The organism is Rhodococcus sp. 1163 (assembly GCF_002091985.1).
Classification (GTDB): domain Bacteria; phylum Actinomycetota; class Actinomycetes; order Mycobacteriales; family Mycobacteriaceae; genus Rhodococcoides.
The window spans coordinates 1-12,990 of the sequence record NZ_MKKX01000016.1 but is presented as its reverse complement, the minus strand read 5'-3'; the positions used below and the strand labels follow the sequence as shown (position 1 = coordinate 12,990).

The 12,990-nt window shown below is 61.4% G+C and carries 15 protein-coding genes; 5 read left to right on the top strand and 10 right to left on the bottom strand.

What is annotated here, in order from left to right; all coding sequences use genetic code 11:
* Nucleotides 1–57 precede the first annotated feature (57 nt).
* From BJD99_RS02690 to BJD99_RS02670, 5 genes are all read right to left on the bottom strand, one after another.
* Entirely contained in the window at nt 58–993 is a 936-nt protein-coding gene (locus BJD99_RS02690) for an SDR family oxidoreductase (protein ID WP_084345381.1), read from the bottom strand.
* 255 nt (nt 994–1,248) lie between these two features.
* Nucleotides 1,249–1,458, bottom strand: coding sequence for a hypothetical protein (locus BJD99_RS02685; protein ID WP_179142160.1), 210 nt, complete (start codon nt 1,456–1,458; stop codon nt 1,249–1,251).
* A 262-nt stretch (nt 1,459–1,720) separates the two neighbouring features.
* Nucleotides 1,721–2,203 carry a transposase gene (locus BJD99_RS02680; protein ID WP_084345260.1) on the bottom strand — a complete coding sequence of 161 codons (483 nt, stop codon included), beginning with the start codon at nt 2,201–2,203 and terminating at the stop codon, nt 1,721–1,723.
* A gap of 170 nt (nt 2,204–2,373) precedes the next feature.
* On the bottom strand, nt 2,374–3,372 hold the full coding sequence (locus BJD99_RS02675) for a hypothetical protein (RefSeq protein WP_143542029.1): 999 nt from the start codon (nt 3,370–3,372) through the stop codon (nt 2,374–2,376).
* Nucleotides 3,373–3,694: 322 nt separating this feature from the next.
* Nucleotides 3,695–4,570 carry a LysR family transcriptional regulator gene (locus tag BJD99_RS02670; protein ID WP_084345258.1) on the bottom strand — a complete coding sequence of 292 codons (876 nt, stop codon included), beginning with the start codon at nt 4,568–4,570 and terminating at the stop codon, nt 3,695–3,697.
* 74 nt (nt 4,571–4,644) lie between these two features.
* Between BJD99_RS02670 and BJD99_RS21110 the strand changes: the two genes are divergently transcribed.
* From BJD99_RS21110 to BJD99_RS02660, 3 genes are read left to right on the top strand one after another with little or no spacing between them, the layout of a single operon-like run.
* Nucleotides 4,645–5,259: a DMT family transporter gene (locus tag BJD99_RS21110; protein WP_218775698.1), complete on the top strand. Its 615-nt coding sequence runs from the start codon at nt 4,645–4,647 to the stop codon at nt 5,257–5,259.
* Complete coding sequence (locus BJD99_RS21105) at nt 5,235–5,636, top strand: DMT family transporter (protein ID WP_218775697.1); 402 nt, start codon at nt 5,235–5,237, stop codon at nt 5,634–5,636. Before BJD99_RS21110 ends, BJD99_RS21105 begins: the two co-directional genes overlap by 25 nt.
* Nucleotides 5,587–6,027, top strand: coding sequence for a hypothetical protein (locus tag BJD99_RS02660; protein ID WP_084345257.1), 441 nt, complete (start codon nt 5,587–5,589; stop codon nt 6,025–6,027). The genes BJD99_RS21105 and BJD99_RS02660 overlap by 50 nt, the downstream gene beginning before the upstream one ends.
* A gap of 277 nt (nt 6,028–6,304) precedes the next feature.
* Here BJD99_RS02660 and BJD99_RS02655 read toward each other — a convergent pair whose 3' ends face one another.
* From BJD99_RS02655 to BJD99_RS02635, 4 genes are all read right to left on the bottom strand, one after another.
* Nucleotides 6,305–7,120 (bottom strand): hypothetical protein, encoded by an 816-nt coding sequence (locus BJD99_RS02655; protein ID WP_084345256.1) that lies wholly within the window; start codon nt 7,118–7,120, stop codon nt 6,305–6,307.
* A gap of 99 nt (nt 7,121–7,219) precedes the next feature.
* Nucleotides 7,220–7,426, bottom strand: a complete 207-nt coding sequence (locus BJD99_RS02650) for a hypothetical protein (protein WP_143542027.1) — start codon at nt 7,424–7,426, stop codon at nt 7,220–7,222.
* 157 nt (nt 7,427–7,583) lie between these two features.
* Nucleotides 7,584–8,315, bottom strand: coding sequence for a hypothetical protein (locus BJD99_RS20685; RefSeq protein ID WP_143542026.1), 732 nt, complete (start codon nt 8,313–8,315; stop codon nt 7,584–7,586).
* Nucleotides 8,316–9,087: 772 nt separating this feature from the next.
* Nucleotides 9,088–9,759: a maleylpyruvate isomerase family mycothiol-dependent enzyme gene (locus tag BJD99_RS02635; RefSeq protein WP_084345253.1), complete on the bottom strand. Its 672-nt coding sequence runs from the start codon at nt 9,757–9,759 to the stop codon at nt 9,088–9,090.
* A gap of 36 nt (nt 9,760–9,795) precedes the next feature.
* Here BJD99_RS02635 and BJD99_RS02630 point away from each other — a divergent pair, with 36 nt between their 5' ends.
* Both BJD99_RS02630 and BJD99_RS02625 read left to right on the top strand, forming a co-directional pair.
* Entirely contained in the window at nt 9,796–10,257 is a 462-nt protein-coding gene (locus tag BJD99_RS02630; protein ID WP_084345252.1) for a MarR family winged helix-turn-helix transcriptional regulator, read from the top strand.
* Between the two features lie 386 nt (nt 10,258–10,643).
* Nucleotides 10,644–11,150 carry a DinB family protein gene (locus tag BJD99_RS02625; RefSeq protein WP_218775696.1) on the top strand — a complete coding sequence of 169 codons (507 nt, stop codon included), beginning with the start codon at nt 10,644–10,646 and terminating at the stop codon, nt 11,148–11,150.
* Nucleotides 11,151–11,475: 325 nt separating this feature from the next.
* Here the strand turns inward: BJD99_RS02625 and BJD99_RS02620 are convergent, their stop codons facing one another.
* Nucleotides 11,476–12,870, bottom strand: coding sequence for an IS1380 family transposase (locus BJD99_RS02620; protein WP_084345178.1), 1,395 nt, complete (start codon nt 12,868–12,870; stop codon nt 11,476–11,478).
* Between the last annotated feature and the right edge of the window lie 120 nt (nt 12,871–12,990).

Below are 12,990 nucleotides of genomic sequence, written 5' to 3'. Positions count from 1 at the left end.
CACCGCTCCACGAACGCATTGACGAGTCCTGCAGAGCCACGTGCTCCTCGGGCAACCTCAGGCATCCCCGCTTCGCTGTGCACCCCATGGACCACACAACTGCTCGGACATCGCCCAAAGCTCGTCAGCAGCAATTGGGTCGGTAGCATGCGCCGCCGCCTGCACAACGGCACAATCGGCAAGATACAACCCCCCTCGGTCAACAAGATCTGCGGTCGTGGCCGCCCACACCGATGTTCGTGCACCGTCACGCACACTGGCGTAAACGATCGGCGGCGGTGCCGCTCCGCTTTCTAGACCAGCGCTCGCGGCCACGAGACTCTTGAGATGACGCATATCGTCTCTGCTCATGTAGCGACCAAGTGAGGTGTTCACAGTTCCCGGATGTACGGCAAATGCATGCAACCCACAACCTGCGAATCGTTGCTCGAGACCCACGGTGAACAAGATGTTGGCTGTCTTTGCAGCCGCATAGGCCACGAACTTGTCGTAGGGGCGCCGCTCCCAGTTGGGATCGGCCAGGTCGATACCGTTCGCCCGATGTGCGTGGCTGGCCACGTTGACCACGCGAGCTCCATCGTCCGCAAGCAGGAGCGGCATCAACAGTTTGGTCCACTCGAAGTGGCCCAGACAATTCACTCCGAACTGAAGTTCGAATCCCTCCGCGGTTCGCTCGAACGGGGTGTACATCACCCCCGCGTTGTTGACCAGAACTTCGATCGAGGTGTATCGCTCCCGGAGCTGTGCGGCTGCCGCTCGGACACTGTCCAGCGACGCGAGATCCACGGCGATTACGTCCAGTGAAGCTCCCGGACAACGCTTCAGAATCGATGCCCGTGCCGCGGCGAGTCGCTCGGAACCTCTACCGGCGATCACGACGTGTAGGCCCTGCTCAGCGAGCCCAGCCGCGGTCTCTAGACCTAGGCCCGCCGTAGCACCCGTCACCACATGAACGCCGACACTCGGCCTATCGCTCACAGTGTTCTTACCCATCTTCACTCCTCCTTCTGCTGAGGCGGACATTCGTCCTTCTACCTCGGATAGCTGCGCCAGCAACGGAGGACGCGCCTTCTCTTGTCATCTCTCAACTCAGTTCCGCAAAGAAACACCGTTCGGTGAGGGGAACAGCCGCACCTCGGTAGTCACCCAAACGTCGAGTCCATCCAACGCAGGACCGAAGACCGTCAGCAACTTGTCAGCGGACGACGGTGCCTGAACCGACTGGATGAGGTTTCGACCGAAAACCATTTAGTTCCAGGGCAAATCCTTCCAATCCGAACTAATGTCGGCCACCCATTCAGGATCGCCATGTTCGAGAAAGGCGCGCACTCCTTCACCCGCGTCGACTGTACCCATGACGCGGTGGTGCAGTTCGGTCTCGTATGCGGCGACCTGCTGCGGCGCAAATCCGTACCGGGCTGTGTCCCAGAGCAACCGCTTGCTCAGCGCCGCTGACATCGGTGCCACATTGTTCGCAATGTCGCGAGGCACCTCCAACGCGACAGGCTGCACCCCTTCGACCGGCACGCTTCGGCTCGAAGACCCGATCGCAGCGCTTCTCGTTTATCGAAGGCTCGCACGAGTCATCAGAATTTCGGCTGCCGCGCACTGACCCATCCGACCAATGCCAGGATGTTCGCACTCCGCTCACTGGCGAGGAGATACCGCAAGTTACGCAGGGACGCCGATGAACTCAAGAACCACCTGCCCACGTTGGTCACTACCACAGCGCCGCAGACCTCTGGCCGTCCCGAAGGTCCTTGAGCTCTTTCGCGGCGTCGGTGTCCATAAGGCCATACTGGCGTCGAAAGTTGTACAACATCGCGGTCGACACCGCGAATTCAGCTGCAATATCGTCGTTGGTCTTGCCCCCATTGCCGAGTTCGTCCGATCGCCGCAGCCCTACGACGCCGAGAAGGCTTCGCGCATCCGGGCGCAGAAGCGGTACCGACAGATGGGACTGCCCCGACACCTGCCGGCGCAACCGTGCCAGCTCTGTGCGTTCGGCGGCTGTGAGCGGCCGGTCACCGGATACTGCGGCGGCCTCGATCCGCCGGCGTTCGTCGGCAACCCAGCGTCCGAGCAGGGCTTCGTTGATGCCGAGTTCTCGGGCGACTTCGGCGATGGTGCGGCCGGAATCGATCACCCGTCGGGCGGCCTCGACCTTGTACTCGGTCGTGAACGACCTGCGTTTGCGGGACATGAGGACATCCCTCCATCGGAACCATCGGTCCCGCTATCTCGGTGTCCACCCTCAGGGGGAACCTCAGTTCGCTGACTGTGCCACGCTCGTGTTCGTAGTGCAGGGCACAGTCGGCGAACCTTTCGGCGTATGGCAGGCCTGAGCTACCGACTGGCCTGGTGTAGGGGCTTCTACTCGGCCCGCAGGGTAAGAGCTGCGATGAGGCTGTCTGTTGTGGCGCTGTGTCCGCCGAGCGAGAGACGTTTGCAGCCGTCGAGTTCGACTTGCATGTGTGTTCCTCCGGAGCCGTCGGGTCGTAGTAGCTCGATTACGGCATAGCGTTGGGCTGATTGTTCGCAGGGTGGCGCCAGAGGTAGTTGCACGACTGTCTGCATCAGGGTTCGGCTTTGGTCGGCGGTGAGGCGATTCCGTGACTCTTCTACGGGCACATCTGCATTGGCGAATCGGCAAATTTGGAGTCTGCCGACATCGGCGATCGGCGTTGCTAGCTCGGTAGCTTCTCGATATTGCTGGCGCTCGTCCGGTGGGTTGTTCTCGATCGTGACGGAGAAAGTGGGCACGGTCTGTGGACACACTCCGGCGTTGTCGGCGGCCAGTCCGTCTACTACGTTCTGTTCCCGTTTCACTTCATGCAGTGTGGCCAGCGCGTCCAAGGGTGACAGGTCGTATCCGCATGGGGTGGTGGGCCATTGAGGGCGTATCGCGTGGTCATCTCGATTGACGAGCCAGAGTCCTACCGGGGGTCGACCGTCGACGGCACAGCTGGACCCGGATCCACTGCCTGCGAATCGCTGGGAGAGAGTTCTGAACGTTTCGTAGACGTCGTCGACCTGCCCTTCCATGTGTATTGCATCGATGGTCAGTTGCCCGTTCGGGTCTTCCCCGCGTTCGCAGCGGACTATCGCAACGGGTTCGAAGTCATCCGGGGGGTATCCGGGGGTGATTGTCGGCGGTGCGTCTATCTGTGGCCATTGGACCGCACCGGCGAGCGGTGTCTGTATTTCGGGGAGAAGGCAGTCCGCCTTCTCTACGACCGAGGCCTCTGGGGGTGTGAATGTTTCGATGTTGTGGCCGCCACCGATGGGGGACCCGGATCCGGTGGCCAGGAGGAGCAATGTCACGCCGAAAACGGACACTTCCACTTCAGGTCTGATCGATGGCCGGTACATGGGTCGAGGGTACGGTCAGTTGAGGGTGTGGTCGGGATCGCTGCCGATGACCGCGCCGTCGCGGGGTGTGCCGTACGTGGATTCCGAACCCACGCGCTTTCGCCGTCTGCGTAGTTGTGATCGCCAGATCAACCCCGGCACCACCGCAGCCGAGGATCGGAATCGGAAATTTCTAGAACATCCGCTTCGTACAGCTGCGCGGGGACGAAGGGAACGCCACCCGCGATGCCGCAACGCCTCGGTGCACTACAGCGGCTCACGACGCCAGGCATGCCCGCGCGTCCTTAGCGGCTGCGATTGCAGTTCGGCCGTAGACGAGGAATCAGGACGCGAGGATGGTGTTCATCGCATCCATCAGCGCGGCGACTGCCGGAATTCGGGTGGAGCTCGCCGCCCGCAGGGAACGTGTCACGACCGGGCTGGTCGGCAGGTAACGGACGCCGGCCGTTCGCGCTCGCGCGGTGTCCGGGACGAGCGCGACGGCGAGGCCGGCTTCGACGAGGGCCAGTTGGGTCGAGTAGTCGGAAACCTCGTATCGGATTGTCGGTTCGACCCCGGCTTCACGCAATACGTGTACGAGCGCTGAGTGCGCATCCGATCCTGCTGGGCACACCGTCCAGATCGAGTTGGCTTCGTCACCGAGGCTGGCCATCTCACGGCTGTCGTCGGTGGGTACCGCGAGGTGTACATCCTCGGTGTGGAGCGTGTGTACATCGATACCTGCCGGCACGGTCGCCGGCCGGTGGTCCCAGGACTCGAACACGACGACATCGAGGGTGCGGTGCTGGAGGCGGTCGAGCAGGTCGATTCCTTCCCCGTCGACGACTTCTGGGCGCAGCAGTGGATACGTACGAACAAGGTCGGCCAGTGCCGGAACCACCAGTCGACGCAGCGCGCTGGCGACCGCGCCCACTCTCAGAGCGCCGGCGACGGCGGTGTCGATAGCGGCGACATCGTCCTCGGCAGCGTCGGCGAGAGCGGACATGGCAGCCGCGCGCGTCGCCAACGCCCGACCGGCGGGGGTCAGCCGTATCGACCTCCCCTCTCGCTCGACGAGCGCGGTGCCGGCTTCCTTCTCCAACTTTCGGATATGTTGCGAGACTCCAGGTCCGGTGAGCCGCAGGGATTCTGCGGCCCGTGTGACCGAACCGTATTCGGCCACTGCGGCGAAAATCCTCAAACGATCCCACGAAAACATATAAGTAAGACTACTGCGTTAGTGGTAGAACTGACTAGTAGACTTATCGATTTGTAGCTGGTTGCCTTGAGCAGGTGACCAGGACCGCGATACCGAGAGCTGCCGCCACCGATCGGGGGGTGGGCGGGAATGCGGCGTTGGTGATCGCGGGTGCCGCCTCACTGTCTCTGTCCGCCACCTTCGTCAAGCTTGCCGATGTCACCTCGGGCACTGCGGCATTTCTGCGATGTCTGATCGCTCTCGCGGCTCTCGTTCCGATGGCGCTGTGGGAACTTCACCGGCGCGGGGCGATGCCGGTGAGGTTGTACCCCATGGCCATCGGTGCCGGCGTCTTCCTCGGGGCCGACTACGTCATGTGGACCGCGAGCATTCTCGACGTCGGTGCGTCGATCGCCACCGTGCTCATCAACGTTCAGGTGGTCGTCCTGCCGCTGATCGCGCTGGTCGTGGATCGAACCGCCATCCCCAGACGTTTCCTCATGGCAGTGCCCTGCATGCTGCTCGGCGTCGCCCTCGCCGGCGGACTCATCGGCAGAACAGGAGCCGACAACGCGCTGCGCGGTTCCATTCTGGGCATCACCGCCGGTGCCGCATACGCGGCCTACTTGTTCCTGAACCGCCGCTCCACCAACACAGCCCCAGCCATCTGGTCACCCCGATCTGCGTGGCCACCGCATCGGCAACCGTGACCGCCGGAGTCGTCTCGGCTGGCCTCGGCGACCTCGATCTCGACATTTCCGCCTCTGCCTGGGGATGGATGATCGCACTCGCCCTGCTCGGGCAGGTTGCCGCATGGTTGTTCATCAGCTCGGGATCCCGATCGCTGGCGGCCAATACTGTCGCCGCCCTGCTGCTGCTACAGCCCGTGCTGGCCATCGCGTTCGGATTCGTCGTCCTCAGCGAGCGACCCACCTGGATTCAACTGGCCGGAGCCGCCGTCGTCGTTGGAGCCGTCTGGACCGCAACACGACACCCCCACCACCCTGACTCCACTTCAAGCCACGGAAGCGGCCTTCATGACCCCATCTCCGACGAGCATCGATCGAGTCGTCCTACCCACCGATAGCACCATCCCGATCACCCGAAGTGCCGAATACGAAACCTATTTCAGAATCTCGCGCAGCGACGACGCGCACGCGTGGGCGGTCAGCGCACTGGCCGTCGTCACCGCCATCACCACGGACCTCCCGCAATCCACTCTGGACAACGACTCACGGCTACGCCTGCTCGACGCACTGGCCGTAGTCGTCGGCGACGCCTCCGCCGCTGCAGTTGCACAGGAGGGACCTCCTTCGCCCTTGGCTGCGTCGCCCGACCACAGCGCGCCCGACCAGCATGAACGCACCCCGCAAGCTCCCAACGACGCTGCACGACAAGCGATCACCCGTTGGAAGAAAGGCCACCATCTGTTCCACCTTTGCTGTGGTCAGCTGTTGACGAGTTGGCTGGCTCGCTGAAAGTCACGCCGAGAAGCGATCCCATGTCCCGGACGGGTACCTGGGCGGTGGCGAGTTTCTTCGCGAATGCCTCGGTGCTGGCTTCGATGCCGGCTTCGTCCTCTGCCAGACGTGCTCGCTGTGTTGAGATCTCGGCGATGCAGACCGGGAGATCTTCTCCCCCGGGTTCGAGTTCAATGTGCTGGTCGATCTCGACGTCGGCGAGAGCGACACCGGTTTCGAGTGCGATGGGTTGGGTGGCCGGACGGGATTCCGTCCGACACCCAACCGCGCAGCGTCAGGACGTACTTGGTCTCCGGGAGGCCATTCGCGACATCAGCAGGGTTACTGGAGCGAGCGTTTCGGGGGCTACATTCGCGCTCCACCACCCGCTCCGGATCGGAAAATAGAACGCAAGTACTGGCCCACCGCCCTGAGCACTGATCTCCAGCGATTCCTCCAGACCGAGAACTTCCTCGGCGTGGCCGAAGCCCTCCATGTTGTTCTGGAGGTATTTGTGGTGCTCGCTCAAATCCTCCGTCGGTGTCGCTGTTACCGTCGAGCGCCGATATAGTTCGAGTGCCTCGCTGTAACGGGTCACGAGCATAGCCGGGAGGTTCGAATTTCGAGCGGCCGCCAGCAGGTCTCGTCTCTCCAACGTGAGAGTCTCCGCTGGAGCGGCATACCCATCGAACAGACCACCGCGGTCTGCGCTGGCGATAAAGTCAGCAAAGTCCAGATTTGCGGTCGACAGATTGTTTTCGACTACTGCTAAGTACTCCGGTGTCACACGGAATCTGGAGATCGGTTCCTCGACAGCATCCTCAGACTCGTCGTCGACGTACACATCGCCGTCTTCATCGCGGACGTGAAGATCAACGACCAAAATCGGTCGCCTCGGGTCCGTGAATGTCCGGTGGTCGGCTACGAAAGCGTAGTCGAGCGAGCCGCCGGCTACCTCGACGAGTTCTTCGATCGATATCCCGTCGAATTCGGGATCGTCAACGATGGTAAAATCGGCTTGGGCCTCGACCTGCAATGTCTGCCATGCATTTTCGTCTTCGAATCCGGTTCGGATCAAGAGAAATTGGCCTTCGGGCAGAGTGCGTACCATCGCACCAGCTTACTGAGTCGCTACCCGAATCCGGGGCGTTCGAGACTCATCTTCCGGGACAACATGGTCATGCAACAAGAGGGACGCGCTCGACGACATTCAGACACCCGAGCCGTGGCCGAGGCGCGCACGTAGAGCCGCCACACCGAGGGCCACAAGATCGTCGACGTGGCATGCGGGGCAGTCACGGTTGGCCAGTCGGTTCACGATCTCCGGATCGTCGTCGACGAAACCCCGGAGCCATGCCGGGTGCCGGTTGGTGACAGCGCGAGCACACCAGTAGCCACCAGAACCTGCTGCGAGCAACAGACTTAATGAGGATTCAGCGCGATCGCCCGGTATAATCGATTGGAGAATTCGAGCGGTCGTTGCAACACCGGTTCGCCCGTCGCTTCGACGGTTCGGCAATTGTAGTTGTCGGTAAAGGGTGTCCTGCCCGAGAATCCGGACATTGCAGTGGTGTTCAGGACTGCGGTGTGATGGTGAGACCTTCAAGGGCGGTAATGCCCTCGATGAGTGCGGCTGAGCCGTGAATGTCGACGGTGTCTTCGTCGACATCATGGTAGGTCAACCACGAGCGGTTTGCGGGGTAGACAAGATCGGGCCATTTTGACTCGAACCACCAATTGGTGATGTTCCACCCGAATCTGGCGGCAGCGGTGACCGGGCCGGTGAACACGATGAATTCCCTGTCCACAAGATGCAGGGTGGCTTTGGGGCCCTCGCGGATAGTCGAGGGCAGGACAGGCCAGGGCCAAGGGCCGGGATCATCACGGCCTGGGGATGTTAACGCGAGCGCGTGTGGGTTACCTCCCCATGGATACCCGTATCCCTCCCAGATGCATAGCCGGCCGTCAGTTGGTGTCGTGGTGTGCTCGGCAAGCGTCTCGGCAAACCGGTCCAACATCACTTGGGGTAGCTCGCCGAACTCACCGGTGCCGGTATCCAGATCGGAATTGGCCACACGGATGGACGCTTCAAACGTGCCATGGACGCCGGGAAAATACAGATCTGAGCTGTCGATCCACCTCAGGGCATCGGGCTCGATTACAGGTTGCAGGGAACGGTCCGTCCAATGTATCCAGGCCGCGTCGTCAACGAGATCGGTGTCCAGGCCAAGAACTTCGCGGCGACGCATCTGCGTAAAGCGATTGCGTCGATGTTGGCGAAGCCTGCTCTTGATCCAATCTGACATAACAGCCATCGTCGCTCACCGCGGACCGGCTGTCGACTGCGTGGTGTTCGGATGCCTTGGCACTGGCATTGGTCACTGCGTTTTAGTCAGCAAGCGGTGCATCTCCTCGGTTGGTGTGCGGAAGGCAAACCGTTTGCGCGGTCGACGATTCAGCTGATGGGTAACCCATTCGAGTTCCTCCGTGGTGTGTACCTCGTCGACAGGCGACCAACGCAGGCCCCTCTCCCCGAAGGTCGGGGCACAAGGGTGTAGCGGCCGGTGCGCTGGGTGATTCCGCGACCGTGGACGGTGGTTTCGATGGTGATCGACCTCAACCTCCCTCTGTCTGCTCCGATGCCGCCGAGAGCTATGGGGCGAGAGGAGATTGCCAGATCCAGCCCGGGCATGTGCCCATCAGTGATTGCGAATACGCCTGCGTGCGTCCGTATTCGGGCTAGAATTGCGCTCGCGCGGGTGGGCGGAACGTCACGACCATGCACGGTACTGACGACCAAATCGACGCCGTCGATGCAGATGCTCGCGGCGTCGAGCGGGTCAGAGTTTCCAGGGTCGCCCAGAGCGACTTCTCTTGGGGTGGGCACTGTTGCAAACCCTTGATTGCTCGTAGTTTACCGAGTTCAAGGCCGTCATGATTTAGAACGACAGATCCGGTTGGCTGTGGTACTCGAGCCAGCGGTCATCGCTCAAGTTAATTGTGCTTTGGCTCATCCTTGGCGAGCGAAACTGCAGTAACTCCCGCTCATGGCCACTCCCGTCAGGGACGGTGCGTACCTCAATGGGTTCGACTGGGTATCCGTCCCGACTTTCTGAGCGCGGCTTCCCACGCTGCATCGATGTCTTCGAGCGGCGGTTCCGGCTGCGTTTTGAGAACCCGAAGTGCCACGTCTGCGGTTGGGCGATAAGTAAACCCCATTGCCTCTGTCAAGTCCCACGTATGGATGACTGTTTCGTTGACCTGCTCCTCATACCAGGCGCTGGCCGCGAGATGGAGTTCGCCGACGACATAGGTCGATTCTGCGTCGGCAACCGCCGCGAAGGCTTCCTCCACACGCCGTGCTGTACGGCGGTAGCGCTCCTCATACCCACCGCCGTACAGATGGGCCGAGACTTCGAGGGCCGATCTCGTGATCTTTTCGGCCGGCGGACCTTCGTTGACCAATGCCTTATTCACAAGACCTGCAACGGTGTCGATGTTTTGGTCGATGAGGTGTACGTACAGGTCACCAATGTCCCACGTGGCTAACGGTGTTAATTGCCGGAGATCGCCATGGGTCACTTCGGACAAGTATTCGGCGAGGACTTCGGTTGCGGTGTGCAGTGTTGTTACATCCATGATTGAGCCCTTCTGTCGCAGCCAGTACGTCTCGCGGCATCGGGCGTCGTCGAGGTTCGCGACTGGTGCATGGTTGATTAACGTGGGGCTGTAAGAAACAAGATTGATCATCTACATCGGTAGAGGATCGATCGTCTACTACGGTAGATGACATTGAGAGGGCTGTCCATGAAAGGTTCCGGCGATGCGCCGAGCGACGAGCCAGACTTGGCCGCACTGATCTTCCGCGTACTACCGCGTTTGGGGGCCCTGGAGGCGCCCGTCCTTCGCGATGCTGAGCTGTCGATGTGGGAGTATGCGATCCTGACCGAAGTGGCGTCAGGTGCCGCTATGTCCCAGCGCGAACTTTCGCGTCGGACGCGTCGCGACCCCACTCGGCTGGGTCGACATCTGGACGAGCTGGTCTCTCGCGGACTTGTTAACCGCGAACGGTCACGTGATCAACGGCAGCGCACCGTCTGCATCACAGCCAGTGGACAGGTGTTGTTGGATGAAGTCCGCAGCAGGATCAGGGCAGTAGAAGACGAGCTCCTCCGCGCAGGCTTGTCCGAGAGCGACGGCATAGTCTTCCGCGACCTCCTCGCCCGGCTCGCTGCATCCTGTGAGTGATGAAAGAGTAACGAAGACGCACTCCCGAGCATCTGCCGTGCAACTGTCACCGTCGGCCGGTAATGCACCTGTTCTCATACTGCGAATACGCTCAACCGGGTATCAGCGGCCATGCTGCCAGCTCTCACGCAGCTGATATCGCAGGGATCGGTCATAACTCTGCGGTACAGTCCGCCTAAGTAGAACGGGCACCAAAGCCCACCCAGGCTGGGTATCGGCGTCACCCTCCCCACCTTCCGGCCCACACGCCTCAGATTATCGATGATCTCGACGAGTATTCCTCGTCGCCGGCCCTTCTCCGCCTCCTGGTCGAGGTGGATCGCCCCATCCCGCCAATGGCACTCGCCTAAGCATCCGCTGAACCAAGCAGTTCACAACGCAAACGAATGGAGCGAACTCCTTTGTCTGACAACCTTTTAACAGTAGGAACCGAACGAGAGATCCTTGAGGACCTGCTCGATCGGAACCGCACGGCACTTATCCGAACTGCACGTGGCTTGACGGACGTCGCCGCGCGCCGACGACTTGTCCCCTCGCTGACTACACCGATTTCACTGATCAAACACGCCGCTGCAGCTGAGCGTATTTGGTTCCAACGCTTCTGGGCTGGACTCGATGAAACCGAATGCGACGGATACTCACGACGTGACGAAGGCACATTTGTCGTCGGCAAGGACGAGTTGCTGGCAAACGTAATTGCCGAGTTTGAGCGTGCGAGCGAGCGGTCGCGTGTCATCGCAGCACGCTTCGATCTCGACGATGCGATCAATGATGCCTGCGAGGGGCGCTTCAGCATGCGGTGGACGCTGGTCATGATGATCCAGGAGTTCGCCAGGCACGCAGGTCACGGCGACATCCTTCGCGAACAACTCGACGAGCCGCTATATCGCTAACGTGGCTACGGCAAGTCGGGTTGTGGTATGTCATCCGATGTGTCGGAGCTCATCGGATGTGACCTGCGGTCCGCCACATACGCCTGATATACCGTCAGTCGATCATTCTCATCGGGTTGGCGGATTTCTGATCACGGTGCGTCTCTTGTCCTGTTAACCTCGATCTTTCTTCGTGCTGTCGTGGTGACCTGATCGGATCGAGATTGTCGTTTGCGGCCGAGTGCACGTCGATCGGGCGCGATGTGTCGGCCGATGTCGATCGGTTGAACGCTCGGTTCCACCGCCCGAGAGGTTTACTTCCATGTTGATGGGATGGTGGTCCGGGTCAGGCGGGTGCGCGTAACGCCGCCAATCGTGTCAGGGCGGAAACGATCGCATCGGACCAGGACGCGTTCTTCGACAGTTTCAGTCTGATGCGACGGGCATGGGACGAGATGCGGCCAGCGATCGAAAAGATCCGTAGACGAATACGTTTGGGCTCCCAGCGCAGGGCATCGTGATCGGGGAAGCCGAGCATCTGTGTCCATGCGGTGAGTTCGAGAGCGAGTTCGACGAGTGCGAGCCAAATACGGTTCTGGTCGAAACCGTGCAATGGAAAGTTACTGAGCCCGGTGTCCTTGGCGGTGCGGATACGGTCCTCGCATCGCGCGCGGCGCCGGTGCCGTAGTTCGAGGTCCTGGACTTGACCACCGACGGTGTTGGTGGCAAAAGCGGTCAACCGCAGACCGTCGCTGTCGGTGAACCGCAGTTGGGCACCTGGATGTGGCCTTTCCTTCCGGATGATCACCCGCATCCCCGGCGGCCACGCGGTGACATCAATGATTCCGGTGGCGTCGATGACCCATGCGCCGTCTCGGACCTTCTCCTCCGAGTCAACGGCGACAGACCATGCATTCTCCGGAACAGCAGCGAGAGCGTGGACCATGGCGTCGGTGAGCGCGAAGCCGATCGAATACGACACCCGCTGCCTGTGCAGCCAGGTAAGGAATGCGTGGCTCGCCCCAGCGCCGTCTGTCCGTACCAACACTTTCCTCCCAGGTCGCTGTCCGGTAGTGAACGGCAACTGCGCCAATGCTTTCCGAGTGACCTCGATGTGGTCGACGGCGGTGTTCGAGCCTGCGTTTCCTGGACGTAGAAGCGCTGCGACGGGTTCGCCGGTACCGGACTTGCCGTGGTCGACGAAGGCCAGCAGTGGGTGGAATCCGAATCCGCGTTTGTAGGTCGGTGCCGCTTTCTCCTTCTCCGAATGGGCGGTGACCAGGGTGGCATCGAGGTCGATGACGATCGGGTTCTGCGCAGAAATGTCGTGATCAGGCGCGTGATGGCCGGCGTGTGCCCACGCAGCAGCGCGAGCCTGTGCGCGGGCGTTGTCGATCGCTGCGAGTACACGCGGAGCATCGCAGGCCAGGACGGAGACCAGTCGGGACACCGTCGGATCCGAAGGCACCTGCCCGAAGACGCCCGCGTGTTCTCGCAGGGTAGCGATGTCGGCGAGGCAGTCGCCGCCGAGTGCCAGTGACACTGCCAGATCGACGACAATCTTGCCGGGGTCGAAGCGCGCCAACGGTTTACGCCATGGTGCGAGCTGCTCGGACAGGGCTGCGGTGAGTCCTGTGACCTCGGCGGTGCGCAGGACGGTGACGGCACCTGCGTGCGACACGATCCCGTTTCCGGTCGCATCGACGGATAGGGCGGGGTAGGGCGACGTAGACTTACTCACCGGAATGGTGCCTCTCGAACTCGCTGGATTGTTACCTTCGCAAGTTCAATCTTCCCAGTTCAGGGCACCATTCCTCTGAACTGACACTCGGTCGAGCTCAATTCGCGTGAAAGCCCGAGG

Coding starts and splice junctions, on each gene's coding strand:
- BJD99_RS02680 (WP_084345260.1), bottom strand. CDS start 2,203: ATGTCCCGCAAACGCAGGTCGTTCACGACCGAGTACAAGGTCGAGGCC.
- BJD99_RS02690 (WP_084345381.1), bottom strand. CDS start 993: ATGGGTAAGAACACTGTGAGCGATAGGCCGAGTGTCGGCGTTCATGTG.
- BJD99_RS02675 (WP_143542029.1), bottom strand. CDS start 3,372: ATGTACCGGCCATCGATCAGACCTGAAGTGGAAGTGTCCGTTTTCGGC.
- BJD99_RS02655 (WP_084345256.1), bottom strand. CDS start 7,120: ATGGTACGCACTCTGCCCGAAGGCCAATTTCTCTTGATCCGAACCGGA.
- BJD99_RS02625 (WP_218775696.1), top strand. CDS start 10,644: ATGGAGCGAACTCCTTTGTCTGACAACCTTTTAACAGTAGGAACCGAA.
- BJD99_RS02660 (WP_084345257.1), top strand. CDS start 5,587: ATGACCCCATCTCCGACGAGCATCGATCGAGTCGTCCTACCCACCGAT.
- BJD99_RS02670 (WP_084345258.1), bottom strand. CDS start 4,570: ATGTTTTCGTGGGATCGTTTGAGGATTTTCGCCGCAGTGGCCGAATAC.
- BJD99_RS02685 (WP_179142160.1), bottom strand. CDS start 1,458: ATGTCAGCGGCGCTGAGCAAGCGGTTGCTCTGGGACACAGCCCGGTAC.
- BJD99_RS20685 (WP_143542026.1), bottom strand. CDS start 8,315: ATGTCAGATTGGATCAAGAGCAGGCTTCGCCAACATCGACGCAATCGC.
- BJD99_RS02630 (WP_084345252.1), top strand. CDS start 9,796: ATGACATTGAGAGGGCTGTCCATGAAAGGTTCCGGCGATGCGCCGAGC.
- BJD99_RS02635 (WP_084345253.1), bottom strand. CDS start 9,759: ATGATCAATCTTGTTTCTTACAGCCCCACGTTAATCAACCATGCACCA.